The organism is Streptomyces sp. NPDC023481 (assembly GCF_055560195.1).
This window is the reverse complement of the sequence record NZ_JBVHJE010000014.1, coordinates 199,921-222,768: the sequence shown is the minus strand read 5'-3', so window position 1 is coordinate 222,768 and position 22,848 is coordinate 199,921. Positions and strand designations below refer to the sequence as shown.

The window sequence follows — 22,848 nt, the reverse complement described above, 5'->3', positions numbered from 1 at the left end:
GCCGCCGATCGAGGACATCGGGCGGTCCGGCTGGACGAAGGCCGGGTCGTCCAGGCCCGCGCCGGCCTTCTTGCCCCGCGTCGCCACCTTCCAGATGCGGGCGATCTCCTCTGACGGCCGGCCCGGCGACCCGCACCCAGACGAGGTCGTGAGGGCAGGGCGCTAGCCGCCGATCGAGGACATCGGGCGGTCCGGCTGGACGAAGGCCGGGTCGTCCAGGCCCGCGCCGGCCTTCTTGCCCCGCGTCGCCACCTTCCAGATACGGGCGATCTCCTCGTCCGGGGCGCCCGAGCGCAGGGCCGCGCGGAGGTCGGTCTCCTCGGTGGCGAACAGGCAGGTGCGTATCTGGCCGTCGGCCGTGAGGCGGGTGCGGTCGCAGGCGGCGCAGAACGGCCGGGTGACCGAGGCGATCACGCCGACCCGGTGCGGGCCTCCCTCCACCAGCCAGCGTTCCGCCGGTGCCGAGCCGCGCGCGTCCGCGCCCTCCGGGGTGAGGGTGAAGCGGGTGCGCAGGGAGGCGAGGATGTCGCCGGCGGTGACCATGCCCTCGCGCTTCCAGCCGTGCTGGGCGTCCAGGGGCATCTGCTCGATGAAGCGCAGCTCGTAGTCGTGCTCCACCGCCCAGGCGAGCAGGTCCGGGGCCTCGTCGTCGTTCAGGCCCGGCATCAGGACCGAGTTGACCTTGACGGGGGTGAGCCCGGCCTCGCGCGCGGCCTCCAGGCCCTCCAGGACGTCCTTGTGGCGGTCGCGGCGGGTGAGGGTTTTGAAGACGTCGGGGCGGAGGGTGTCCAGGGAGACGTTGACCCGGTTCAGGCCCGCCGCCTTCAGGGCGCTCGCGGTGCGCCTCAGGCCGATGCCGTTGGTGGTGAGGGACATCTGCGGGCGCGGGGTGAGGGCGGCGACGCGCTCGACGATGCCGACCAGGCCCGGGCGCAGCAGCGGTTCGCCGCCGGTGAAGCGGACCTCCTCGATGCCGAGCGTGCGGACCGCGATGCCGATGAGCCGGACGATCTCGTCGTCCGTGAGCAGGTCGGGCTTGGCCAGCCACTGCAGGCCTTCCTCGGGCATGCAGTAGGTGCAGCGCAGGTTGCACCGGTCGGTCAGCGAGACCCTGAGGTCGGTGGCCACCCGGCCGTAGGTGTCGATGAGCATGTGGGCCCCTCCCCTCCCGGTCGCTCACTCTCCGCCGGGCGCGGTTTCGTCCGGCACCTGCGAGCCTACGTGACGCCGCCGACAACGACAGCGACCGATCCCACGAGGTGGGTGCGACCGCGTCGTAGGACCGTACAGTCCCGCACGACGCGGTCGCCGGTGCCGCACGGTCAGTGCGCTCCGGTGCCGGTCAGGGACCGCACCTCCAGTTCCGCGTACTTGCCCGCGTCCGGAGTCTCCTTCGAGAGCAGGGTGCCCACGACGCCGAGCAGGAAGCCGACCGGGATGGAGATGATGCCGGGGTTCTCCAGCGGGAACCAGTGGAAGTCGACGTCCGGGAACATCGAGGTCGGCTTGCCGGAGACCACCGGGGAGAACAGCACCAGGCCGACCGCGGTGACCAGGCCGCCGTAGATCGACCACAGGGCGCCGGAGGTGGTGAACCGCTTCCAGAACAGGCTGTAGAGGATGGTCGGCAGGTTGGCGGAGGCGGCGACCGCGAAGGCGAGGGCGACCAGGCCGGCCACGTTCAGGTCGCGGGCCAGGGCGCCGAGGACGATCGAGACGGCGCCGATGCCGACGGTCGCCCAGCGGGCCGCGCCGATCTCCTGCTTCTCGGTGGCCCGGCCCTTCTTGATGACGTTGGCGTAGATGTCGTGCGCGAACGAGGAAGAGGAGGCCAGGGTCAGTCCGGCCACGACCGCGAGGATGGTGGCGAAGGCGACCGCGGAGATCGTGGCGAGCAGGATGGCTCCCCAGTCGGAGTCGGTGCCGCCCAGGTGGAGTGCCAGCAGGGGGGCGGCCGTGTTGCCCGCCTTGTTGGAGGCGATGATCTCGTCCGGTTTGATGAGCGCGGCGGCGCCGAAACCGAGGGCGAGGGTCATCAGGTAGAAGGCACCGATCAGGCCGATGGCCCAGATGACGGACTTCCGGGCGGCCTTGGCGGTGGGGACCGTGTAGAAGCGGATCAGGATGTGCGGCAGGCCGGCGGTGCCCAGGACCAGGGCGATGCCGAGCGAGAGGAAGTCCAGCTTGGTGGTGCCGGTGGCGCCGTACTTCAGGCCGGGTTCCAGGAAGGCGCTGCCCTTGCCGCTGTTGTCGGCGGCCTTGCCGAGCAGGTCCGAGATGTTGAAGTCGAACTTGAGCAGGACCAGGAAGGTCAGCAGCAGGGCACCGATGATCAGCAGGACCGCCTTGACCATCTGGACCCAGGTGGTGCCCTTCATGCCGCCGATGGTGACGTACACGATCATCAGTACGCCGACCAGGGCGACGATGCCGATCTTGCCGCCGTCGCTGGTGATGCCGAGGAGCAGGGAGACGAGGACGCCGGCGCCGGCCATCTGGGCCAGCAGGTAGAAGATCGACACGACGATCGTGGAGGTGCCGGCGGCCGTGCGGACGGGCCGCTGGCGCATCCGGTAGGCGAGCACGTCGCCCATCGTGTAGCGGCCGGAGTTGCGCAGCGGCTCGGCGACCAGGAGCAGCGCGACCAGCCAGGCGACGAGGAAGCCGATGGAGTACAGGAAGCCGTCGTAGCCGAACAGGGCAATGGCGCCGGCGATGCCGAGGAAGGACGCGGCGGACATGTAGTCGCCGGAGACGGCGAGGCCGTTCTGGAAGCCGGTGAACTGCCGTCCGCCGGCGTAGAAGTCGGCGGCGTCCCTGGTCTGCCGGCCGGCCCAGACGGTGATGACGAGGGTCGCGGCGACGAACATCGCGAACAGGGTGATGATCAGCGTCCGGTGCTCACTCGCCTCGCCGGCGGCCAGCAGGGTGTGCTGAACGGGGCTCATGCTCCGCCCTCCATCCGGGACTTGATGGCCTCGGCCCTGGGGTCGAGGCGGGTGGCGGCGCGGCGGGCGTACCACCAGGCGATGAGGAACGTGGTGAGGAACTGGGCGAGGCCCAGGACGAGGGCCACGTTGACGTTGCCGGCCACCTTGGTGCCCATGAAGCCGCCCGCGTAGTTCGACAGCAGGACGTACAGCAGGTACCAGGCGATGAAGGCGATGGTCAGGGGGAAGGCGAAGGAGCGGTGGGCGCGGCGCAGTTCACCGAACTCCGCGCTGCGCTGCACCTCGGTGAACTCCTCGGTGGAGGGAAGAAGGGTTTCGGGTTTGGCGGGTGGCGGCGTCTCGGTAGCCACGGGCTCTCCTCGCGTCACGGGCATGCGCTGTCTGGCCTCACAGGACCGGGGTCACGTTACCGGCAGTGGCCGGCCGATTCCGTCAGGTGATCCCGGTAGGGGCCGCGGTGGTGCCGGGCCCTCCGTCGACGGTCACGGCGCCGCGCGCGGGGCGGTTCAACTCCGTCGCGCCCTTTCGGAGATCGGGTCCGGCAGATAGCTTCGGCCTGCACCACTCGTCATGTACCTGCCCGAACACGAAGCGTGTTCCGGGCGGTTCCGTATCCGGATGATGGGGAGATCCCATGGCTCATCTGCGCTCCAGACGCCGCCTCGCGCTCGCCGTGCCGGTCGCGCTGTCACTGACCGCCTCGCTCGGCTTCCTGCCGTCGGCGGCCTCGGCGGCGCCCGCCGCGGGCACGGTGGCGCGGGCGGCGGACGGCCCGAATCTCGCCTACGTGGTCAACACCCGCGCCGACCACCGCACGGTCGAGTCCGTGCGGCGGGAGGCGGTACGCAACGGCGGTACGGTCGTGGCCTCCTACGACCGGATCGGCGTCATCGTCGTCCACTCCGCGAACCCGGACTTCGGGGCGCGGATGCGGGCGGTGCGCGGGGTCGACTCGGCGGGCGCCACCCGTACCGCGCCGCTCAGCGCGGCGGGGACGACGGACGAGGGGTCGGTGCAGGTGCTGTCCCGGGCGGAGCAGGCGCGGCTCGCGTCCGGCGCGGCGGCGGGCGAGGAGCCGCTGGAGGCGGACCAGTGGGATCTGCGGGCGATCGGCGCCGACCGGGCCGCGAAGATCAACCCGGGCAGCCGGAACGTGACGGTCGGTGTCATCGACACGGGCGTCGACGACACCCACCCGGACATCGCCCCGAACTTCTCCGCTTCCCAGTCGGCGAACTGCGTGAGCGGCAAGGCGGACACGACGTACGGCGCGTGGCGGCCGGTGGACGCCGACCACTACCACGGCACCCATGTGGCCGGTGAGATAGCCGCCGCCCGCAACGGCACAGGTGTGGCCGGTGTGGCGCCGGGCGTGAAGGTCGCGAGCATCACGGTGGCCCAGCCGGACGCGACCTCTCTGTTCTATCCGGAGAGCGTGGTCTGCGCGTTCGTGTTCGCCGCGGACCACGGCATCGAGATCACCAACAACAGTTACTACGTGGATCCATGGATGTACAACTGCATGGACGACCCCGATCAACGTGCCATCGTTGACGCGGTCAACAGGGCCCAGCTGTACGCCCAGCGCAAGGGCACGCTCAACGTGGCCTCGGCGGGCAACTCCAACGACGACCTGGACGCCGACGCGATCGTGGACGACTCCAGTCCCGACGACTCGACGGCGCGGACCCGCACCATCGACCCGCACGAGTGCTTCGACGTGCCGACCCAGCTGCCCGGTGTGGTGACCGTGAGCGCCGTGGGCGTGAAGGGCGCCAAGGCGTACTACTCCAGCTACGGCCAGGGTGTCGTCGACGTCGCGGGCCCGGGCGGCGACAAGTACCAGGTGCCGGACACGCCGTCGCGGAACGGGCGCATCCTGTCCACCCTGCCGAACGACCAGTACGGCTTCCTGCAGGGCACCTCGATGGCCTCGCCGCACGTGGCCGCGGTGGCCGCGCTGCTCAAGTCGGCGCATCCGCACGCCACTCCGGCGCAGTTGCGGGCGCTGCTGAAGGCGGAGGCGGACAACCCGGGCTGCCCGGCCGAGCCGTACGACGGCGACGGGGACGGGGTGGTGGACGCGACCTGCGTCGGCGGCGAGCGGGTGAACGGCTTCTACGGCTTCGGGGTGGTCAACGCGCTGCGCGCGGTCAGGTGACAGCGCCGAGCAGCTTGACCCCCGTCCCGCTCCATATTGATTGAATCAATACTGCATAGTGTAGTAATGACAGCAATCAATGACGCATGGGAGGCCGTGGGCGGGCGCCCCGGTTCGGCGGGGCGTGTCCCGGCCGTCGTACGCCGGGACGTGCTCGCCGCGCGGCTGCCCGTACGCGAGTTGGCCCGCGCGTGTGTGAGCGCGTGCGCGCTGGCCGCCGCCGAGCTGGGGGCGCTGCGGGCCGGACTCGCGGAGGTGCCGGCGGTCACCGTGGACGACGGCGCGGTGGCCGCCGCCTTCCACAGCGAGCGGCTCCTGAAGGTCGACGGCCGGACGCCGGACACCTTCGCGCCGCTGTCGCGGTTCTGGCGCACGGCCGACGGCTGGGTGCGCACCCACGCCAACTACCCGCACCACCGGGCGCGGTTGCTCGGTGTGCTGGGCCTGCCGGCGCAGGCCTCGGCCGAGGAGGTCGCCGGCCGGCTCGCCGAGCGCTCCGCCCGGGAGACCGAGGAGGCCGTCTACGGCGCCGGCGGTCTCGCGGTGGCCCTGCGCACGCCCGAGGAGTGGCAGGCGCATCCGCAGGCCGCCGAGGTGGCCGCCCGGCCGCTGGTGGAGCGTGCGCGGCTGGACGCGGCTCCCGCGCGCGTGCCGGCGCCCCTGGACCCGGCCGCCGCTCCCCTGCTGCCCGCCGCCGGACTGCGGGTCCTCGACCTGACCCGGGTGCTGGCGGGCCCCGTCGCCACCCGCACCCTGGCCCTGCTGGGCGCGGACGTCCTGCGCGTGGACGCGCCGTGGCTGCCCGAACTCCCGGACCAGCAGGCCGACACGGGCTTCGGCAAGCGGTCCGCCACGCTCGACCTGGCCGCCGACCGGGACACCTTGGAGGAGCTGCTGAGCGGGGCCGACGTCGTGGTGACCGGGTACCGGCCGGGCGCCCTGGACCGGTTCGGCCTCGCCCCGCGCGCGCTGGCCGAACGGCACCCCGGACTGGTCGTGGCCCAGGTGTCGGCGTGGGGCGGCTACGGGCCGTGGGCCGGGCGGCGCGGCTTCGACAGCCTGGTGCAGGTCGCGACCGGCATCGCGGTGACCGAGGGCACGGCGCGGCGGCCCGGCGCGCTGCCCGCGCAGGCCCTGGACCACGGCTCCGGCTATCTGCTGGCGGCGGCCGTGCTGCGGGCCCTGACCGAGCAGTCGTACGAGGGCGGGAGCCGGCTGGTCCGGGTGGCGCTGGCCCGGACCGCCCACTGGCTGACGCACGGCATCCGGCCGGTCCCGGCCGAGGGCCCGCCGTCCGCGCCCTATCCGGGCCCGGAGGACTGGCTGGCCGAGACGGACGGCCCGCTGGGCCGGCTGCGGCACGCCCGTCCGGCCGTGTCCTTCACCGGCGGCCCCACCGGCTGGTCCCGGCCCCCGGTGCCGTGGGGTTCGCACCCGGCCGCGTGGCGGTGAGGTGGACGACGTTGATCCAGCCCTTGACTCAGTCCATGGTGTGGCCGCGGCCGGTGCCGCCGGTCATGCCGTCACCAGCACCTTGAGGGCGGTGCGTTCGTCCATGGCCTGGTAGCCGGCGGGTACACCCGCGAGGTCGACGGTCATGTCGAACACCGGCGAGGGGTCGATCGTGCCGTCGAGGACGTCCGGCAGCAGGTCGGGGATGTAGGCGCGGACCGGGGCGACGCCACCGCGCAGCGCGATGTTCCGGTCGAACATCACGCCGAGGTCCAGGCCGGTGCCGCTGCCGTGGGGCACGCCCACGAAGCCGATGGCGCCGCCGTCACGGGTGATGCCGACGGCCGTCCGCATGGACTGCTCCGTGCCGACCGCCTCCACCACGCAGTGGGCACCCTGCCCGCGGGTCAGCTCGCGGACGGCCTCGACGGCCGCGTCCCCGCGCTCGGCGACGACGTCGGTGGCGCCGAACCGGCGCGCGATGCCGGTACGGGTCTCGTGCCGGCCGAGCGCGATGATCCGCTCGGCGCCGAGCCGCCTGGCGGCCAGGACGGCGCACAGGCCGACCGCGCCGTCACCGACGACGGCGACCGTGGCACCGGGCCGGGCGCCCGCGCCGAGGGCGGCGTGGTGGCCGGTGCCGAGGACGTCGGACAGGGTCAGCAGGGCGGACAGCAGGCGCTCGTCGGAGGCCGCGTCCTTGGGCAGCCCCACCAGGGTGCCGTCGGCGAACGGCACGCGGACGGCCTCGCCCTGGCCGCCGTCGTAGCCGACGGAGCCCCAGAAGCCGCCGTGCTCGCAGGACGTCGTCAGACCCTCCCGGCAGTAGGCGCAGACGCCGTCGGACCACATGAAGGGCGCGACCACCAGGTCGCCGCGGCGGACGGTGCTCACGTCGGAGCCGGCCTCCTCCACGATGCCGAGGAACTCGTGGCCGATCCGCTGCCCCGGCTGCCGGGCCGCCTCGCCCCGGTACGCCCACAGGTCGCTGCCGCAGATGCAGGCCCGCAGCACCCGCACGACGGCGTCGGTGGGCAACTGCACGACGGGCTCGGGCACCTCCTCCACACGCATGTCGTAGGGGGCGTGGATGGTGGTGGCGCGCATGGCGGGAATCCTTCTCGTGCGGGGTCGTGCGAGGTGGAGGGCACGCCCGGGGTGTGGGCGCCCTTCACGGTACGTCGCCCCCCGCGCGGGGCGCGCGGCGAGGTACCGGGCCCGGCGCACGGGCCCGGCCGGGTCACAGCCCCGTCGCCCCCAGCAGGCTTCCCGCCCCGTACGTCACCGCCATCGCCAGCGCCCCGCCCGCCACGTTGCGCAGGACCGCCCGCTTCGGGTCCGCCGCGCCGAGGCGGGCGCTGGACCAGCCGGTGAGGGCGAGGGCGGCGAGGACGGAGACGACGGTGACGGTCAGGCGCCAGGCGGCCGGGGGCAGGACGATGGCCAGCAGGGGCAGCAGCGCGCCCGCGGTGAACGACAGGAAGCTCGCCCAGGCCGCGTTCCAGGGATTGGTGAGCTGGTCCGGGTCGATGCCCAGCTCCACGCGCGCGTGGGCCTGCAACGCGTCCCGCGCGGTGAGCTGTTCGGCGGCTTCGCGGGCCACCGCGTGGGACAGGCCGCGCGCCTCCAGCAGGTCGGTCAGCTCCCGCAGTTCGGCCTCGGGCTGCTCGCGCAGTTCCCGTTTCTCCAGGGCCAGCGCGGCCATCTCGGAGTCGCGCTGGGTGGAGACGGAGACGTACTCACCGGCCGCCATGGACATCGAGCCGGCGAGCAGGCCGGCCAGTCCGGCGGTGAGCAGGGCGGCCCGGCTGCCGGTCGCGCCGGCCACTCCGACGACCAGTCCCGCGGTGGAGACGATGCCGTCGTTCGCGCCGAGCACGGCCGCGCGGAGCCAGTTGAGCCGGGAACCGAGGGCGCCGCCGTGGGCCTCGTCGTGGGTGGGTTCCGTCACAGCAGGGAGGATGACACCCCGGCGGACACGGCCGCCGTACCGACGCCCCGGGCGGGGCACCGGTGTTCGGCAGAGGCGAGGCCGGCGGCACACGCGCGTGCGTGCGGTGGACGAGCAGGAGGGCGAGCCGGGGCGCGTGCGGCCGGGACCTGAGGGGCCGCGCTGTCAGTCGTGGCCCGTATCCTCAGTGACCATGCTCGAAGACCGTGCGACCGCAGTGTCCTCCCCCACCCAGTGGCCGGCCGTGTATCCCCAGGGATACGCGGTCGTTGACGTGGAGACCACCGGCCTGGCCCGGGACGACCGGATCATCTCCGCGGCCGTCTACCGGCTGGACGCGCGCGGTGAGGTCGAGGACCACTGGTACACGCTGGTCAACCCGGAGCGGGATCCGGGGCCGGTGTGGATACACGGTCTGACGAGTGATGTCCTCGAAGGCGCTCCGCTGTTCGGGGACATCGCCGAGGAGTTCGCCGCCCGCCTGGACGGCCGGGTGCTCGTCGCGCACAACGCCGTCTTCGACTGGCAGATGATCGCGCGGGAGTACGCGCGCGTGCGGCGCCAGGCGCCGGTGCGGCAACGGCTGTGCACCATCGCCCTGTCGAAGGAGCTGGGGCTGCCGCTGCCCAACCACAAACTGGAGTCGCTGGCCGCGCACTTCGGGGTGGTACAGCAGCGGGCGCACCACGCGCTGGACGACGCGCGCGTGCTGGCGGAGGCGTTCCGGCCCAGTCTGCTGGCCGCGGCCGAGGGCGGTGTACGGCTGCCGCTGCTGGAGTGCCTGCCGCTGACGGAGTGGTCGGACCGGCCGGTGCCCCGGCAGTCGTCGGGTGGCTACGGCGCCTACCGGCCCGGGGGTTGGCGCCCGTCCCGCAGGAGGCCCGCGTGCCCCTACCCCAACCCGGGGCGCTACGAGGACGGCAAACGTCTCAAACAGGGCATGCGGGTGGCCTTCTCCGGCGACACCTCGACCGAGCGGGAGCTGCTGGAGGACCGCGCCACCGAGGCCGGACTGCATGTCGCCACGAGCATCTCCCGGCTGACCAGCCTGCTGGTGACCAACGACCCGGACTCGGGCACGTCGAAGACCGTCAAGGCCCGGCAGTACGGCACGCCGGTCGTGGACGAGGCCGCGTTCGGGCAGCTGCTGGGGGATGTCGAGCCCGCCGACGGATAGCCGGGCCCGCGTCCAGGGGTCGTCCGAACGGGTGATTGCCCGACGACTCACCCGGCGCCCGCTCGCCGCGTGATCGGCCGACGCCCACCCTGTGGCCCATGGCGACATGCGAAGTGTGCGGCAACGACTACGGAATGTCCTTCGAGGTGCACGCGCAGGGCGCGGTGCACGTCTTCGACTGCTTCTCCTGCGCGATCCACCGCATGGCCCCGATCTGCGAGCACTGCCGGGTGCAGATCATCGGGCAGGGCGTGGAGGTGGAGGGCCACTGGTACTGCGGCGCGCACTGCGCCCGCCAGGAGGGGAGGACCGGCATCGTCGACCGGGTGTGACCCGGTACCCGCCTGAATGCACCCCGCGCCCCGGAGGTACCGTCGTGGGGTGCACCGTTACCGCTTCCTGTCGTCCCGCCAGTGGGTGATCCTCACGCTCGTCGCGATCGCGCTGATCCCGACGATGATCCGGCTGGGTTTCTGGCAGCAGCACCGGTACGAGGAACGCACCGCCCGCAACGACCTGGTCTCCACCGCGCTGCACGCGAAGCCGGTCCCGGTCGAGCGGCTGACCTCCCCCGGGCACGCGGTGACCCGCACCGAGAAGTACCGCACGGTCACCGCGACCGGCACCTTCGACACCGCGAAGGAGGTCGTGGTCCGGCGCCGTACGAACGCCGACGGCGAGGTCGGCTTCCACGTCCTCACCCCCTTCGTCCTCGCCGACGGCAGGGTGCTGCTCGTCAACCGCGGCTGGATCCCCGCGAACGGCGCGCAGACCGCCTTCCCGAAGATCCCCGCCCCGCCGGCCGGCCGGACCACCGTCACCGGGCGGCTCATGGCCGACGAGACCACCGCGGCGAGCGGCATCAAGAACGTCGAGGGCCTGCCCGACCGGCAGATCATGCTGATCAACAGCGCCGAGGAGGCGCGGCGGCTCGACGCGCGGGTGCTCGGCGGCTACATCCAGCAGACGGCGCCCGCGGCCAAGGGCGGCTCGCCGGAGCAGATCTCCGACCCGGGCAGCGAGGACGCCCCGCTGAACTATGCGTACATGATCCAGTGGTGGCTGTTCGCGGCGGCCGTCCCGGTCGGCTGGTGGTTCCTGGTACGCCGGGAGATCCGCGACCGGGAGGAGGCCGCGGCCGAGCGGCAGCCGCGGGAGAGCGCACCGGCCGCGGTCTGAGCGCGCCCCCCTGCACGCGCCGGAGTCACTCCCCCGGGCGCACCACCTGATTGGCCCCCTGGCCTGCCGGGAAACCGCATCCCGTGAACGCGCGCATCGAGGACTACGCACTCATCGGAGACGAGCAGACCGCGGCCCTGGTCGGCAAGGACGGCTCGATCGACTGGCTGTGCCTGCCGCGCTTCGACTCCGGCGCCTGCTTCGCCCGGCTGCTGGGCGACGAGGACCACGGCTACTGGCGGATCGCACCGGCGGGGGCGGAGGTCTGCACCCGCCGCGCCTACCGGCCGGAGACCCTCGTCCTGGACACCGAGTGGGAGACCGACGAGGGCACGGTCCGCGTCACCGACCTGATGCCGCAGCGCGAGCGCGCCCCCGACGTCGTACGGATCGTGGAGGGCGTCAGCGGCCGGGTCACCGTCCGCAGCACGCTGCGCCTCCGCTTCGACTACGGCTCGATCACGCCGTGGGTGCGCCGCGCGGACGGGCACCGGGTGGCCGTCGCCGGGCCGGACTCCGCCTGGCTGCGCTCCGAGCCGCCCGTGCACACCTGGGGCGAGGACTTCGGCACCCACTCGGAGTTCACCGTCGCCGAGGGCGAGCGGGTCGCGTTCGTGCTCACCTGGCACCCCTCGCACGAGAAGCGCCCGCCGCTCATCGACCCGTACGAGGCGCTGGAGTCCAGCGTCACCGACTGGCGGCGCTGGGCCCGCCGGTGCCGGTACGACGGGCCGTACCGGGACGCCGTCGTCCGCTCCCTGATCACCCTGAAGGCGCTCACCTACGGCCCGACCGGCGGGATCGTCGCCGCGGCGACCACCTCGCTGCCCGAGAAGCCGGGCGGCGTGCGCAACTGGGACTACCGGTACTGCTGGCTGCGCGACTCCACCCTCACCCTCGGCGCGCTGCTGTCCATGGGCTTCCAGGAGGAGGCCGGGGCCTGGCGCGACTGGCTGCTGCGCGCGGTCGCCGGCGACCCGGCCGACCTGCAGATCATGTACGGCGTCGCGGGCGAGCGGCGGCTGGGGGAGAGCGAGCTGCCGTGGCTGCCCGGCTTCGCCGGCTCCTCCCCCGTACGCATCGGCAACGGGGCCGTCGAGCAGCTCCAGCTCGACGTCTACGGCGAGGTGATGGACTCGCTGTCGCTGGCCCGCGCCGCCGGACTGCCCCCCAAGCCGCACATGTGGGCCCTGCAGCGCTCGCTGATGACGTTCCTGGAGACGGTGTGGCGGCAGCCGGACGAGGGCCTGTGGGAGGTGCGCGGCGGCCGGCGCCAGTTCGTGCACTGCAAGGTGATGGTGTGGGTGGCCGCCGACCGGGCCGTGCGGACCCTGGAGCGCCATCCTGAGCTGCGCGGCGACCTGGAGGGCTGGCGCAGCCTGCGCGACGAGGTGCACCGGGAGGTGTGCGAGAAGGGCTTCGACCCGGACCGGAACACCTTCACCCAGTACTACGGCTCGCGGGAACTGGACGCCGCGCTGCTGCTCATCCCGCGCGTCGGGTTCCTGCCGCCGGACGATCCGCGGGTGGTCGGCACGGTCGACGCGATCCGCGACGACCTCGGCCACGGCGGCTTCCTGCGCCGCTACGACACCGAGGACTCGGTGGTGGACGGACTGCCGAGCGGCGAGGGCGCCTTCCTCGCCTGCTCGTTCTGGCTGGCCGACGCGCTCCACCTGACCGGCCGGACGAAGGAGGCGCGCGAACTGTTCGACCGGCTGGTGGGCCTGTGCAACGACGTCGGGCTGCTGGCCGAGGAGTACGACCCCGTGCACGGCTGCCAGCTGGGCAACTTCCCGCAGGCGTTCAGCCACATCGGCCTCGTGAACACCGCCCTCACCCTGTACGGGGAAGAGGGGGCAGGATAGGGGCCATGGATCTTGGACTGAAGGACCGGGTGTACGTCGTCACCGGAGCCACCCGGGGGCTGGGCAACGCCGCCGCGCGGCAACTCCTCGCCGACGGGGCGAAAGTGGTCGTCACCGGGCGGGACGGGGAGCAGGTCGCCGGCGCCGCCGCGGAACTGGGCCCGGACGCGGTGGGGGTGGCCGTGGACAACGCCGACGCGGAGGCGCCCGAGCGGCTGATCGCCGCCGCGCGTGAGCACTTCGGCGGCTTCCACGGGATGCTGGTGAGCGTGGGCGGGCCGCCGCCGGGGTTCGTCGCCGACACCACCGACGACCAGTGGCGCGCCGCGTTCGAGTCGGTGTTCCTCGGTGCGGTACGGCTCGCCCGCGCGGCGGCGGCCGAGCTGGACGCGGGCGGTGTCATCGGGTTCGTGCTGTCGGGGTCGGTGCACGAGCCGATCCCCGGGCTGACCATCTCCAACGGGCTGCGGCCCGGACTGGCCGGGTTCGCCAAGTCGCTCGCCGACGAGCTGGGGCCGCGCGGGATCCGGGTGGTGGGGCTGCTGCCCGGGCGGATCGACACGGACCGCGTGCGCGACCTGGACGGGCGGTCCGCGGACCCGGAGGCCACCCGGGCCGCGAACGAGTCCCGGATCCCGCTGCGCAGGTACGGGGCGCCGGAGGAGTTCGGGCGGGTGGCGGCGTTCCTGCTGTCCCCGGCGGCTTCCTACGTCACGGGGGTCATGGTGCCGGTGGACGGCGGGACACGGCACGGGTTCTGAGGGCCGCCGCCCGAGCGCTCTCGGCCCGCCGTGCCGCCCGCCATGCGGTGGGCGGCGCGGTGGGGGCCGGCCGACGGGCTAGTCGCCGAGGCCGGCCAGGTCCCGCAGGCGCCGGGCCTGCGCGGCGCGCTCGGCCGCGCGCTGCTCGTCGTACGTGCGGTCCACGGCACCACGCAGCAGCGCCTTGGTCTCCACGACCGCGTCCCGCGGCGCGGCCAGCAGGGCCGCCGCCAGGTCCTGCACGGCGCCGTCCAGTTCCGCCGCGGGCACCGCGAGGTTGGCCAGCCCGCTCGCCACCGCCTCCTCGGCACCGACGAACCGCCCGGTCGCGCAGATCTCCAGCGCGCGGGCGTATCCGACGAGCCCGACCAGCGGGTGCGTGCCGGTCAGGTCGGGTACGAGGCCGAGGCTGGTCTCGCGCATGGCGAACTGCACGTCGTCGGCGACGACCCGCAGGTCGCAGCCGAGCGCGAGCTGGAAGCCGGCGCCGATGGCATGCCCCTGGACGGCGGCGATGGACACGATGTCGGTCCGCCGCCACCAGGCGAACGCCTCCTGGAACCCGGCGATGATCTTGTCGAGCTCGGCGTCGTCACGGCGCGCCAGCTCGATGAAGGACGGCTCGCCCTCGATCCCCTCCGGGGTGAACATCCGGCGGTCCAGCCCGGCGGAGAAGGACTTGCCCTCGCCGCGCAGCACGACGACGCGGACGGAGCCCGGCAGCAGCCGCCCGGCCTCGGCGAGCGCCCGCCACAGGGCGGGGGTCTGCGCGTTGCGCTTGGCCGGGTGGGTCAGCGTCACCGTGGCGAGCGTGTCGTCGACGGTGAGCCGTACGCCGTCCTTGTCGAGTACGGGAGCGAGGTCCTGCTCGGGCGAAGCCATGGGGCGCCTCCGGTGGGTGCGGTCAGCAGAGCAAAGCTAAGTGACTGCACAGTAACCACCCGGCCGGTCGGTCTGCCGACCGGGTGGCCACCATCGAAGCCGATGGCCGCCCGGAGTCAGGACGAAGCGGCCTTCTTACCGCGGGTCGCTCCGCCACGCCCTCGCAGCGTGACGCCGGACTCGCTCAGCATCCGGTGCACGAAGCCATACGAGCGGCCGGTCTCCTCGGCCAGCGCCCGGATGCTCGCACCGGAGTCGTACTTCTTCTTCAGGTCTGCCGCGAGCTTGTCGCGCGCGGCGCCGGTCACCCGGCTGCCCTTCTTCAGAGTCTCGGCCACCCGTGCCTCCTCATGGGAAGTGCGCTCTGGTCTCCTCATGATCACCCCTAGCGGGCGTGATGGCCACCCATTCGGCAAGGTCCGTGGGACATCGTTGTGACGACAGGAGCCGATCCCCACAAGCGGAATAGGAAATTCCAAGGGGTGGGGTCCACGGCTCCGTGCGGGCGGATTCACGAAATACCAGGTCAGGAGGCAGAGCGGCCGATCCCCCGAGCATGGGGGGATCGGCCGGAAAATCCGTGTACGACACACCCCGATACGAGGAGGTCTCACACAGATGATGGATCACCGATGGGCCGAATGATCCATACGCAGTGGATCAGACCCGGGATCACGCCAGGGTGACGAGGTCCGCGTAGTCGGAGCCCCACAGGTCCTCGACGCCGTCCGGCAGCAGGATGATCCGCTCCGGCTGGAGCGCCTCGACCGCGCCCTCGTCGTGGGTGACGAGGACGACCGCGCCCTTGTAGGTGCGCAGGGCGCCGAGGATCTCCTCGCGGCTGGCCGGGTCCAGGTTGTTGGTGGGCTCGTCCAGGAGCAGCACGTTGGCCGAGGAGACCACCAGGGTCGCGAGGGCGAGACGGGTCTTCTCGCCTCCGGAGAGCACCCCGGCCGGCTTGTCGACGTCGTCGCCGGAGAACAGGAACGAGCCCAGCACCTTGCGGACCTCGACCAGGTCCATGTCGGGGGCGGCCGAGCGCATGTTCTCCAGGACCGTGCGGTCGGCGTCCAGGGTCTCGTGCTCCTGCGCGTAGTAGCCGAGCTTGAGCCCGTGACCGGGGACGACCTGGCCGGTGTCCGGCCGCTCCACGCCCGCGAGCAGCCGCAGCAGGGTGGTCTTGCCGGCGCCGTTGAGGCCCAGGATGACCACCCGGGAGCCCTTGTCGATGGCGAGGTCGACGTCGGTGAAGATCTCCAGCGAGCCGTACGACTTCGACAGGCCCTCGGCCGTCAGCGGGGTCTTGCCGCACGCCGCGGGCTCCGGGAAGCGGAGCTTGGCGACCTTGTCGGACGCCCGGACCGCCTCCAGGCCCGCGAGGAGCTTGTCGGCCCGGCGCGCCATGTTCTGCGCGGCGACGGTCTTGGTCGCCTTGGCCCGCATCTTGTCGGCCTGCGAGTGCAGCGCGGCGGCCTTCTTCTCGGCGTTGGCGCGCTCGCGCTTGCGGCGCTTCTCGTCGGCCTCGCGCTGCTGCTGGTACAGCTTCCAGCCCATGTTGTAGATGTCGATCGCGGACCGGTTCGCGTCCAGGTAGAACACCTTGTTGACGACGGTCTCCACGAGGTCGACGTCGTGGGAGATCACGATGAAGCCGCCGCGGTAGGTCTTCAGGTAGTCCCGCAGCCAGATGATCGAGTCCGCGTCGAGGTGGTTGGTCGGCTCGTCGAGCAGCAGGGTGTCGGCGTCCGAGAACAGGATCCGGGCCAGCTCGATACGGCGGCGCTGACCGCCGGAGAGCGTGTGCAGCGGCTGGCCGAGCACCCGGTCGGGCAGGTTCAGCGCGGCGGCGATGGTGGCGGCCTCGGCCTCGGCGGCGTACCCGCCCTTGGTGAGGAACTCCGTCTCCTGGCGTTCGTACTGCTTCAGGGCCTTCTCGCGGGTGGACCCCTTGCCGTTGGCGATGCGCTCCTCGTTCTCGCGCATCTTGCGGATCAGTACGTCGAGGCCGCGCGCGGAGAGGATGCGGTCGCGGGCGAGGACGTCGAGGTCGCCGGTGCGGGGGTCCTGCGGGAGGTAACCGACCTCGCCGGAGCGGGTGATCTGGCCGGCGGCCGGGATGCCCTCGCCGGCCAGGCACTTCGTCAGCGTGGTCTTGCCGGCTCCGTTGCGGCCGACGAGGCCGATGCGGTCGCCCTTGGCGACACGGAAGCTGGCGTTCTCGATGAGGACGCGCGCGCCGGCGCGCAGCTCGATACCGGAGGCGGAGATCAAGGACAGACTCCAGGGCGTACAGGGGTTGGCGGGTGGGCGGCTGAGGACGTTCCCGCCGTCTAATGCGCGAGGAGAATGGCCATGGGGACAAGTCTAACGGGGCCGGGCAAGCGGTTTTCCTGTGTCCAGGTGTCCGGGGCGGGGGCGGGGCAGGTCGTTGCCCAGCGGGGTGCGGCCGGGCGCGATCCGGCCCAGGTCGTCCAGGGCCACGAGCTGCCCGGTCCAGGCGCTGTCCGCGCACGGCTGGGCGAGCAGCAGGGCCGCGCCCCGCCGTACGGCGCCCTCGGGGCGGAACGCGCAGTCCTTCCGGGCGGGCAGCACCCAGCGCAGGTCGCCGTCGGCGGTGCGGTACGCGGTGACCCGGCGCGGGGTGACGACCGCGAGGATGCCCCGGCCGAGGGGGCGCAGCACGCCGGTGCCGCCCTGGGCCCGGAGCCACTCGGCCGCGTCGGGCAGCGCCCGGTGCCAGCGCACGGAGCGGCCGTCGGTGTCGGTGAGCAGCCCGTCGTCCCAGAGCGCGATCGCCTCCCCGCGCGCGGGGAGCACGGCAAGGGGCCGGTGCCCCGCGCGCGCGTAGCGCCACCGCAGCGCCCCGGTACGGCTGTCGTAGCCGGTCACGGCCCCGTCGCGCGCCCGTACCGACCAGGCCGGGGGGCCCGGGTGCGGCGCGCCGGAGCGGCCGGGCAGCAGCCGGTCGCCGTAGGGGGCGGGCCGCACGTGCCGGGCCAGGCCGAACAGGGCGAGGGCGACGGCGGCCGCGAGGAGGCAGGCGGCGAGACGGTGGGGTGGAGATGCCACCTTGCCCCCTTGCTTCCCACGGGAATCCACCGTCCGGGATCAGGCGCAGAGCGTAGTCACCGGCGACCTGGCGGGCGGGGCGGCCGGGCGGGCGGGGACCGGAAGTCCCCCGTTCGGCGGGGGCGTTGTCAGTGGCGCCTGCGAGACTCGAAGAGCACGGCGCAACCGATGCGCGAAGGGGTGATCGGCATGGCAGGCACGGGTGGCGGAGCACGGCCGGGCATCTGTCCGACGCTGCTGTACGCGGACGCCAGGGCGGCGATCAGACAGCTCACGGAGGCCCTCGGCTTCACCGAGCTGTCGGTGTACGAGACGCAGGACGGCACGGTGATGCACGCCGAGCTGGTCCAGGGCGGCGGCGTGGTGATGCTCGGCTCCAAGGGCCGCGGCGGCCTCTTCGACACGGTGATGGCGGACGCCGGACCCGCCGGGGTGTACGTCGTGGTGGACGACGTGGACGCACACCACCAGCGGGCCGTGGAGCACGGGGTGGAGATCCTGATGCCCCCGACGGACCAGGACTACGGCTCGCGGGACTACCTGGCCCGGGACGCCGAGGGGAACGTCTGGAGCTTCGGGACCTACGCCCCGGAGACCGGCGGCTGAGGCGCTCCCCACTCGCTCCCCCGCCGCTCGTCTCCGGCTCGTTCGCCCTCGCTCGTCCCCGCCGCTCAGCCGCCGGTGTGCACCTGGAAGGCGGCCCGGCGGACGGCCTTGGCCAGGGCCGGGTCGGGGTGCGCGGCGGCGAGCGCGACCAGGACCTGCACGGTGCGCGGGTGGCCGACGGCGCGGACCTCGTCCAGCAGCTGGGGCACGGTGGGCTGCACCGCGGACTCCAGGTGCCGCACCAGCATCGGCGCCTCGCCGTGGTCGGCGACGGCGGCGGCGGTGTCCACCCACAGCCAGGTGGCCTCCTCCCGGGTGAGCACCTCGTGGGCGTCCTCCGGGTCGATCCCGTCGTGCTCGGCGAGCCACAGCAGCGCGTACGGCCGCAGGGCCGGCTCGTCGACCACGGCCCGTACGTCGGGTTCGGCGGGGGCGCCGACGACGCGCAGCGCCTCGAAGGCCAGGCCCCGCAGCAGGGCGTCGTCGCCGCGGGCGGCGCCGATCAGCTCGGTGACGGCGCTGCCGACGGGGCGGGCGGCGAGCCAGGCGCGGTACTCGGCGCGGGCCGCGTTGGGGCGGAGCTGGGCGCAGCCGCGGAGCATGTCCTCGGCGGACTGCTCGATGTTGCCGGCGGGGCTCTGCGCGGCCACGCAGATCTGCTCCAGCTTGACCCAGACCGCCCAGCTGCCCAGCGGGGTGAGGGTGGCCTGGCCGTCGCCGTAGGTGAGGGCGCCGACGGAGGCGAGGGCGCGCAGTGCCCAGTCGAGCAGCGGGGCGAGCGGGGCGTCGCCGGCGGGTGCGGGTTCCGCGGGGCGCGGAGTGCCCGCGGGCTGTCCGGTGCCGGGCTCGTAGGCGATCTCGCAGCGTTCGGTACGCAGTTCGGTGACCCGCTGCTGGAGCAGGTCGAGCAGCTGCTCGACGGGGACGGGACCGGCGGAGAGCTGAAGGAAGGAGAGCACCTGCGGCATGGCCGAGACGACCTCGGCGACGGCGGCCGGCTCGTGCCCGTCGGGCTCGGGGCAGGCGAGCGACCAGGCGTCGAAGAGGGCGACCCAGCCGCGCAGTACGGCGCTGTCGTCGCGGTTCCAGGCGCGCAGCCGCCAGCCGGGGCGCGCGCTGTCACCGTGCACCTCGACCAGTCCGGCGAGGCGGGCGGTGTCCCAGTCGGCGCGGATCTGGGCGGCGGTCAGGCCCAGTTCGGCGGCAGCGCGCTCCGCGGTGGCGTCGGACAGGGTGGCCTTGCCGTCGGCGGTGGCGCCGGCGCGGCCGGGGCCGAGCGCGGAGTCGGCCCAGCGCGCGACCCGGGCCGCGCCGGCCAGACCGGTGCGGGCCATGACGGCCAGTTCGGCGGGGGCGGGTGTGCCCTCCGGCGGCCGGGGTGCGGGGCGCTGTGGGCGCCGCTGGTTCACAGCTCTGGGGGCGGCGGCCAGGGGTCGCGGTCGGACGAGTCGAAGCCTGGAGTCGCGCGGGATACGGGACGTCACGGGTGCAGTCTTCCGGTTGACGGTCCGAAAACCCAAACGGAATGTCACCGGGGGCGACGGGGCTGGCCAAGGCACGGGGGCCGGGACCGGTCGTGGCGGCCTGGTCGGGCCGGCCGTACGGCTTCAAACGGAATGCTCCCCACCGGTACCGGCGGGTCACGGCGGGGTCACATCAGCGGGGTCAGGAACCGGCGCAGGCGTTCCTCGTACTCGGCGGGGTCCGCGTTCCACATCGCCGCGTGCGGGGCGTGCTCGACGGTGTGCAGGGCGACGAGGTCGGCGCGGTGCCGGGCGAGTCGGCGGGAGAACTCCCAGGGGGCCACCTGGTCCTGCGGGCCGTGCACGATCAGGGTGGGCACCCGCAGCCCGTCAGGGTCGACGATCTCGGCGACCCGGTCGGCGTGCAGCCCCACCCGGCCCTGCGCGGCCCGCACGGCGAGCGGCAGCAGCGGCCCCGGGGTGTGCCGGGCCCTGGCCAGGGCCCGCAGGGTGGCCTCCCAGCTGAGCACCGGTGAGTCCAGGACGAGCCCGGCGATGCGGTCACGGACCGCGGAGTGCTCGGCGGCGCGCAGGGCCATGGTGGCGCCGGTGGACCAGCCGAGCAGGACGACCCGCTGGGCGCCGTGGCGCACGGCGTGGCGGATCGCGGCCTCGACGTCCCGCCACTCGGTCTCGCCGAGGTGGTTCAGCCCGTCCGGCGAGCGCGGGGCGCCGAGGTCGCCGCGGTAGGCGAGGGCGAGGACGGGCAGCCGCCGGTGGTGCAGGAAGCCCATGACGTTCATGGCCTGCTCCCGGGTGGTGCCCAGGCCGTGCACGGCGATCACCCAGGTGTCCCGGTGGCCCGGCACGAACCAGGCGGGCAGCGGGCCGAGTTCGCCGGGCACGTGGACGTCCTCGTGGTCCAGGCCGATGGCCGCGCGGGGGTTGCCGACGTACACGTTCGGGGTGAGCCACACCGCGTCGCCGGGGGCGAGGGCGCCGTGGGTGACGCGTTCCAGGCGGCGCACGACGGTGTCGGCGCTGTGCGCGGCCGCGTCCAGGAGGGGGCCGACGACCGCGTGGGAGCCGTCGCCGGCGAGGCCGTAGATGCCGGGGCGCAGCGCGGCCAGGTCGCGGGTGAGCGCGATCTGCCCGGCGGCCGCGCGGTGCACGGTGAGGCGGGGCTCGGTGGGCAGGGGCCGGCCCGGCGGTGCCTTCAGCGCGGCGTCGCTGGCGAGCCGGCCGGCGACCACGGAGGCCGTGCCGGCGGCCAGGGCCGCGGTGAGTGCGGTGGCGGTCGCCTTCACAGTGCGCACGGCACCAGTGTCGGTGGGGTGACGTCCGTCGGCCAGCGGAAACGCCGACCGTGCGGGCGCGGGCGGTTTCGGCACCGCCGGGAGGCCGCGCCGCCACCTGGCGCGGAACGGGTTGCTGCTCGGCAAGGGGTCACCTCCGTTGGCCGTATCCCTTCAAGCGTTCCCCCGCCTCGCGGAGTTGTGCCTCCGTCAGCAGGGACGGCGTCAGGCCCGGCACCGAGGACGCCGTCAGCCACAGGCGGCACATCCACTCCAGCTGGGCGGTGCGGTCGTAGGCCTGGTCGAGGGTGGCGCCGTAGGTGATCGTGCCGTGGTTGCGCAGCAGGCAGCCGGAGCGGCCGGCGAGGGCGCGGAGCATGCCCTCGGCCAGTTCGTCGGTGCCGTAGGTGGCGTAGGGGGCGACCCTGACCGGGCCGCCGAGGGCGCCGGCCATGTAGTGCACCGGGGGCAGCTCGGCGACGAGCGTGGAGACCGCGGTCGCGTGCACGGCGTGGGTGTGGACGACGGCGCGGGCGTCGGTGGTGCGGTAGACGGCGAGGTGCATGGGCAGCTCGCTGGTCGGCACGAGGGTGCCGAGCACCTGGCGCCCGGTGAGGTCGACGCCGGTGATGTCGGCGGGGGTGAGCCGGTCGTAGGGGACGCCCGACGGGGTGACCAGCACGAGGTCACCGGTGCGCGCGGAGACGTTGCCGGAGGTGCCGACGACGAGCCCCTCGACGACGGTCCGGCGCGCCGTCGCGACGACCTCCGCCCACAGCCGGGCGACGTCCTGCCGCCCGGCCCCCTCACCCGCCGGGTCTGCCGCCCGGTGTGCCTCGTCGTCCGTGTTCCGCAGCGGTTCGGCCATGCCGTGATCCTGCCAGCCGGATCACCGGTGAGCGGGTCGGATCGGCCGCTTCCGCGGGGAGACCGTACGGCCGAACGGGCGGATCCAGTGATGAAACGCCCGAAATCCGCCCGTATGCGGCGATCCCCGGGCCTTCAATGGCCTCTCTTGCCCACGGGACGACCGCCGCCGCCCGCGGTCGTCCGCCACCCCGGGGAGACGCATGGCCCGTGAACGCACCCTTGTCCGCCGCCGCGCCGGTGTTCTCGTGGCGGCCACCGCGGCCCTCGCCCTCGCGGGCACCGCGCCCGCGTCGGCCGGCCCGGCGGGACCCGGGGCACCGGCCGGACCGGTCGGGACGGCCGGGACGGCCGGGACCCAGGCGGTCGGCCTCGCACGGCCGGACGGGATCCTGCTGGCCGCAGGAACGTCACTGCCCGCCGGTCTGCCCCGGGGGCACGACGTCTCGTCGCACCAGAAGCGCGTCGACTGGGCCGCCGCCGCGGCGAAGGGCGCCCGGTTCGCGTACGTCAAGGCGACCGAGTCCACGACCTACCGCAACCCCTACTTCTCCGGGCAGTACTCGGGCGCCCGCACGGCCGGGCTGCTGCGCGGCGCGTACCACTTCGCCCTGCCCGACCGGTCCTCCGGCACCCGGCAGGCCGCGTACTTCGTGCGGTACGGCGGCGGCTGGCGGGCGGACGGCTGGACGCTGCCGCCCGCGCTGGACATCGAGTACAACCCGTACAGCACGCGGCACAAGTGCTACGGGCTGGGCAAGGCCAGGATGGTGCGCTGGATCCGGTCCTTCAGCGACGAGGTCAAGCGGGAGACGGGCCGCCGCCCGGTCATCTACACCACGACCCAGTGGTGGAAGCTGTGCACCGGCAACAGCCGCGCCTTCTCCGCCTCCAACCCCCTCTGGATCGCCCGGCACGGCACCTCGCGGCCGGGGGCGCTGCCGGGCGGCTGGCACTACTGGACGTTCTGGCAGTACGCCGGCGCGGGCAGGCTGCCGGGTGACCAGAATCTCTTCAACGGCTCCCTGAGCCGGCTGCGGATCCTGGCGCGGAACCGGTAGCCAAGGGGCGTCTGGGGCGAGGGGGCCAAGCGGAATCTCTCGCGCGCGTTACTGACACCCCCACGCCCGTCCCAGTTCATCTTCCGTTCACCCAGGTTGCCTACG

21 protein-coding genes and 1 pseudogene are annotated in these 22,848 nt (G+C 73.6%); 9 read left to right on the top strand and 13 right to left on the bottom strand.

The window, feature by feature from the left end; translation table 11 throughout:
• The 4 genes and pseudogenes from ACZ3ZD_RS26185 to ACZ3ZD_RS26170 form a co-directional block, all read right to left on the bottom strand.
• Window positions 1-117, bottom strand: a pseudogene (locus ACZ3ZD_RS26185) (GTP 3',8-cyclase MoaA); the annotation flags it as partial.
• Between the two features lie 45 nt (window positions 118-162).
• Window positions 163-1,152, bottom strand: a complete 990-nt coding sequence (gene moaA, locus ACZ3ZD_RS26180; protein WP_467401906.1) for a GTP 3',8-cyclase MoaA — start codon at window positions 1,150-1,152, stop codon at window positions 163-165.
• A gap of 170 nt (window positions 1,153-1,322) precedes the next feature.
• The gene (locus ACZ3ZD_RS26175; RefSeq protein WP_467401904.1) at window positions 1,323-2,948 is read right to left on the bottom strand and encodes a solute symporter family protein; all 1,626 of its coding nucleotides are present in this window, start codon (window positions 2,946-2,948) and stop codon (window positions 1,323-1,325) included.
• Window positions 2,945-3,301: a DUF485 domain-containing protein gene (locus tag ACZ3ZD_RS26170; protein ID WP_467401901.1), complete on the bottom strand. Its 357-nt coding sequence runs from the start codon at window positions 3,299-3,301 to the stop codon at window positions 2,945-2,947. The genes ACZ3ZD_RS26175 and ACZ3ZD_RS26170 overlap by 4 nt, the downstream gene beginning before the upstream one ends.
• Before the next feature lie 284 nt (window positions 3,302-3,585).
• Here ACZ3ZD_RS26170 and ACZ3ZD_RS26165 point away from each other — a divergent pair, with 284 nt between their 5' ends.
• Together ACZ3ZD_RS26165 and ACZ3ZD_RS26160 are read left to right on the top strand one after the other, a co-directional pair.
• Window positions 3,586-5,112 (top strand): S8 family peptidase, encoded by a 1,527-nt coding sequence (locus ACZ3ZD_RS26165; RefSeq protein ID WP_467401897.1) that lies wholly within the window; start codon window positions 3,586-3,588, stop codon window positions 5,110-5,112.
• A 66-nt stretch (window positions 5,113-5,178) separates the two neighbouring features.
• A complete protein-coding gene (locus ACZ3ZD_RS26160; RefSeq protein WP_467401894.1) occupies window positions 5,179-6,564 on the top strand; it encodes a CoA transferase in 1,386 nt (461 codons plus the stop codon).
• 63 nt (window positions 6,565-6,627) lie between these two features.
• On the opposite strand, the gene ACZ3ZD_RS26155 is transcribed toward ACZ3ZD_RS26160, so the two are convergent.
• Both ACZ3ZD_RS26155 and ACZ3ZD_RS26150 read right to left on the bottom strand, forming a co-directional pair.
• Window positions 6,628-7,671, bottom strand: coding sequence for a zinc-dependent alcohol dehydrogenase family protein (locus ACZ3ZD_RS26155; RefSeq protein WP_467401892.1), 1,044 nt, complete (start codon window positions 7,669-7,671; stop codon window positions 6,628-6,630).
• Between the two features lie 133 nt (window positions 7,672-7,804).
• A complete protein-coding gene (locus tag ACZ3ZD_RS26150) occupies window positions 7,805-8,515 on the bottom strand; it encodes a VIT1/CCC1 transporter family protein (protein ID WP_467401889.1) in 711 nt (236 codons plus the stop codon).
• 193 nt (window positions 8,516-8,708) lie between these two features.
• On the opposite strand from ACZ3ZD_RS26150, the gene ACZ3ZD_RS26145 reads away from it, so the two are divergent.
• From ACZ3ZD_RS26145 to ACZ3ZD_RS26125, 5 genes are all read left to right on the top strand, one after another.
• Window positions 8,709-9,692: a DEDDh family exonuclease gene (locus ACZ3ZD_RS26145; RefSeq protein ID WP_467401887.1), complete on the top strand. Its 984-nt coding sequence runs from the start codon at window positions 8,709-8,711 to the stop codon at window positions 9,690-9,692.
• Between the two features lie 98 nt (window positions 9,693-9,790).
• Window positions 9,791-10,024: a hypothetical protein gene (locus ACZ3ZD_RS26140; protein WP_078894583.1), complete on the top strand. Its 234-nt coding sequence runs from the start codon at window positions 9,791-9,793 to the stop codon at window positions 10,022-10,024.
• Window positions 10,025-10,073: 49 nt separating this feature from the next.
• Window positions 10,074-10,871 (top strand): SURF1 family cytochrome oxidase biogenesis protein, encoded by a 798-nt coding sequence (locus ACZ3ZD_RS26135; RefSeq protein WP_467401881.1) that lies wholly within the window; start codon window positions 10,074-10,076, stop codon window positions 10,869-10,871.
• 83 nt (window positions 10,872-10,954) lie between these two features.
• Window positions 10,955-12,739 carry a glycoside hydrolase family 15 protein gene (locus ACZ3ZD_RS26130; RefSeq protein ID WP_467401878.1) on the top strand — a complete coding sequence of 595 codons (1,785 nt, stop codon included), beginning with the start codon at window positions 10,955-10,957 and terminating at the stop codon, window positions 12,737-12,739.
• 5 nt (window positions 12,740-12,744) lie between these two features.
• Window positions 12,745-13,500 carry an SDR family oxidoreductase gene (locus ACZ3ZD_RS26125; protein WP_467401875.1) on the top strand — a complete coding sequence of 252 codons (756 nt, stop codon included), beginning with the start codon at window positions 12,745-12,747 and terminating at the stop codon, window positions 13,498-13,500.
• 78 nt (window positions 13,501-13,578) lie between these two features.
• Here the strand turns inward: ACZ3ZD_RS26125 and ACZ3ZD_RS26120 are convergent, their stop codons facing one another.
• The 4 genes from ACZ3ZD_RS26120 to ACZ3ZD_RS26105 form a co-directional block, all read right to left on the bottom strand.
• The gene (locus ACZ3ZD_RS26120; RefSeq protein WP_467401873.1) at window positions 13,579-14,382 is read right to left on the bottom strand and encodes an enoyl-CoA hydratase/isomerase family protein; all 804 of its coding nucleotides are present in this window, start codon (window positions 14,380-14,382) and stop codon (window positions 13,579-13,581) included.
• Between the two features lie 116 nt (window positions 14,383-14,498).
• Window positions 14,499-14,720: a helix-turn-helix domain-containing protein gene (locus ACZ3ZD_RS26115; RefSeq protein ID WP_004002281.1), complete on the bottom strand. Its 222-nt coding sequence runs from the start codon at window positions 14,718-14,720 to the stop codon at window positions 14,499-14,501.
• A gap of 334 nt (window positions 14,721-15,054) precedes the next feature.
• Complete coding sequence (locus tag ACZ3ZD_RS26110; RefSeq protein WP_467401871.1) at window positions 15,055-16,653, bottom strand: ABC-F family ATP-binding cassette domain-containing protein; 1,599 nt, start codon at window positions 16,651-16,653, stop codon at window positions 15,055-15,057.
• A 93-nt stretch (window positions 16,654-16,746) separates the two neighbouring features.
• Window positions 16,747-17,451 carry a PQQ-binding-like beta-propeller repeat protein gene (locus ACZ3ZD_RS26105; protein WP_467401869.1) on the bottom strand — a complete coding sequence of 235 codons (705 nt, stop codon included), beginning with the start codon at window positions 17,449-17,451 and terminating at the stop codon, window positions 16,747-16,749.
• Window positions 17,452-17,640: 189 nt separating this feature from the next.
• Between ACZ3ZD_RS26105 and ACZ3ZD_RS26100 the strand changes: the two genes are divergently transcribed.
• The gene (locus tag ACZ3ZD_RS26100) at window positions 17,641-18,057 is read left to right on the top strand and encodes a VOC family protein (RefSeq protein ID WP_467401866.1); all 417 of its coding nucleotides are present in this window, start codon (window positions 17,641-17,643) and stop codon (window positions 18,055-18,057) included.
• Window positions 18,058-18,122: 65 nt separating this feature from the next.
• Here ACZ3ZD_RS26100 and ACZ3ZD_RS26095 read toward each other — a convergent pair whose 3' ends face one another.
• The 3 genes from ACZ3ZD_RS26095 to ACZ3ZD_RS26085 all read right to left on the bottom strand — a co-directional run bounded on the left by ACZ3ZD_RS26095 (window position 18,123) and on the right by ACZ3ZD_RS26085 (window position 21,683).
• Window positions 18,123-19,541, bottom strand: coding sequence for a hypothetical protein (locus ACZ3ZD_RS26095; protein WP_467401863.1), 1,419 nt, complete (start codon window positions 19,539-19,541; stop codon window positions 18,123-18,125).
• Window positions 19,542-19,708: 167 nt separating this feature from the next.
• A complete protein-coding gene (locus tag ACZ3ZD_RS26090; RefSeq protein ID WP_467401860.1) occupies window positions 19,709-20,836 on the bottom strand; it encodes an alpha/beta hydrolase in 1,128 nt (375 codons plus the stop codon).
• A gap of 130 nt (window positions 20,837-20,966) precedes the next feature.
• On the bottom strand, window positions 20,967-21,683 hold the full coding sequence (locus tag ACZ3ZD_RS26085; RefSeq protein ID WP_467401858.1) for a class II aldolase/adducin family protein: 717 nt from the start codon (window positions 21,681-21,683) through the stop codon (window positions 20,967-20,969).
• A gap of 202 nt (window positions 21,684-21,885) precedes the next feature.
• Here ACZ3ZD_RS26085 and ACZ3ZD_RS26080 point away from each other — a divergent pair, with 202 nt between their 5' ends.
• Window positions 21,886-22,743 (top strand): lysozyme, encoded by an 858-nt coding sequence (locus ACZ3ZD_RS26080; protein ID WP_467401855.1) that lies wholly within the window; start codon window positions 21,886-21,888, stop codon window positions 22,741-22,743.
• Window positions 22,744-22,848: the final 105 nt, after the last annotated feature.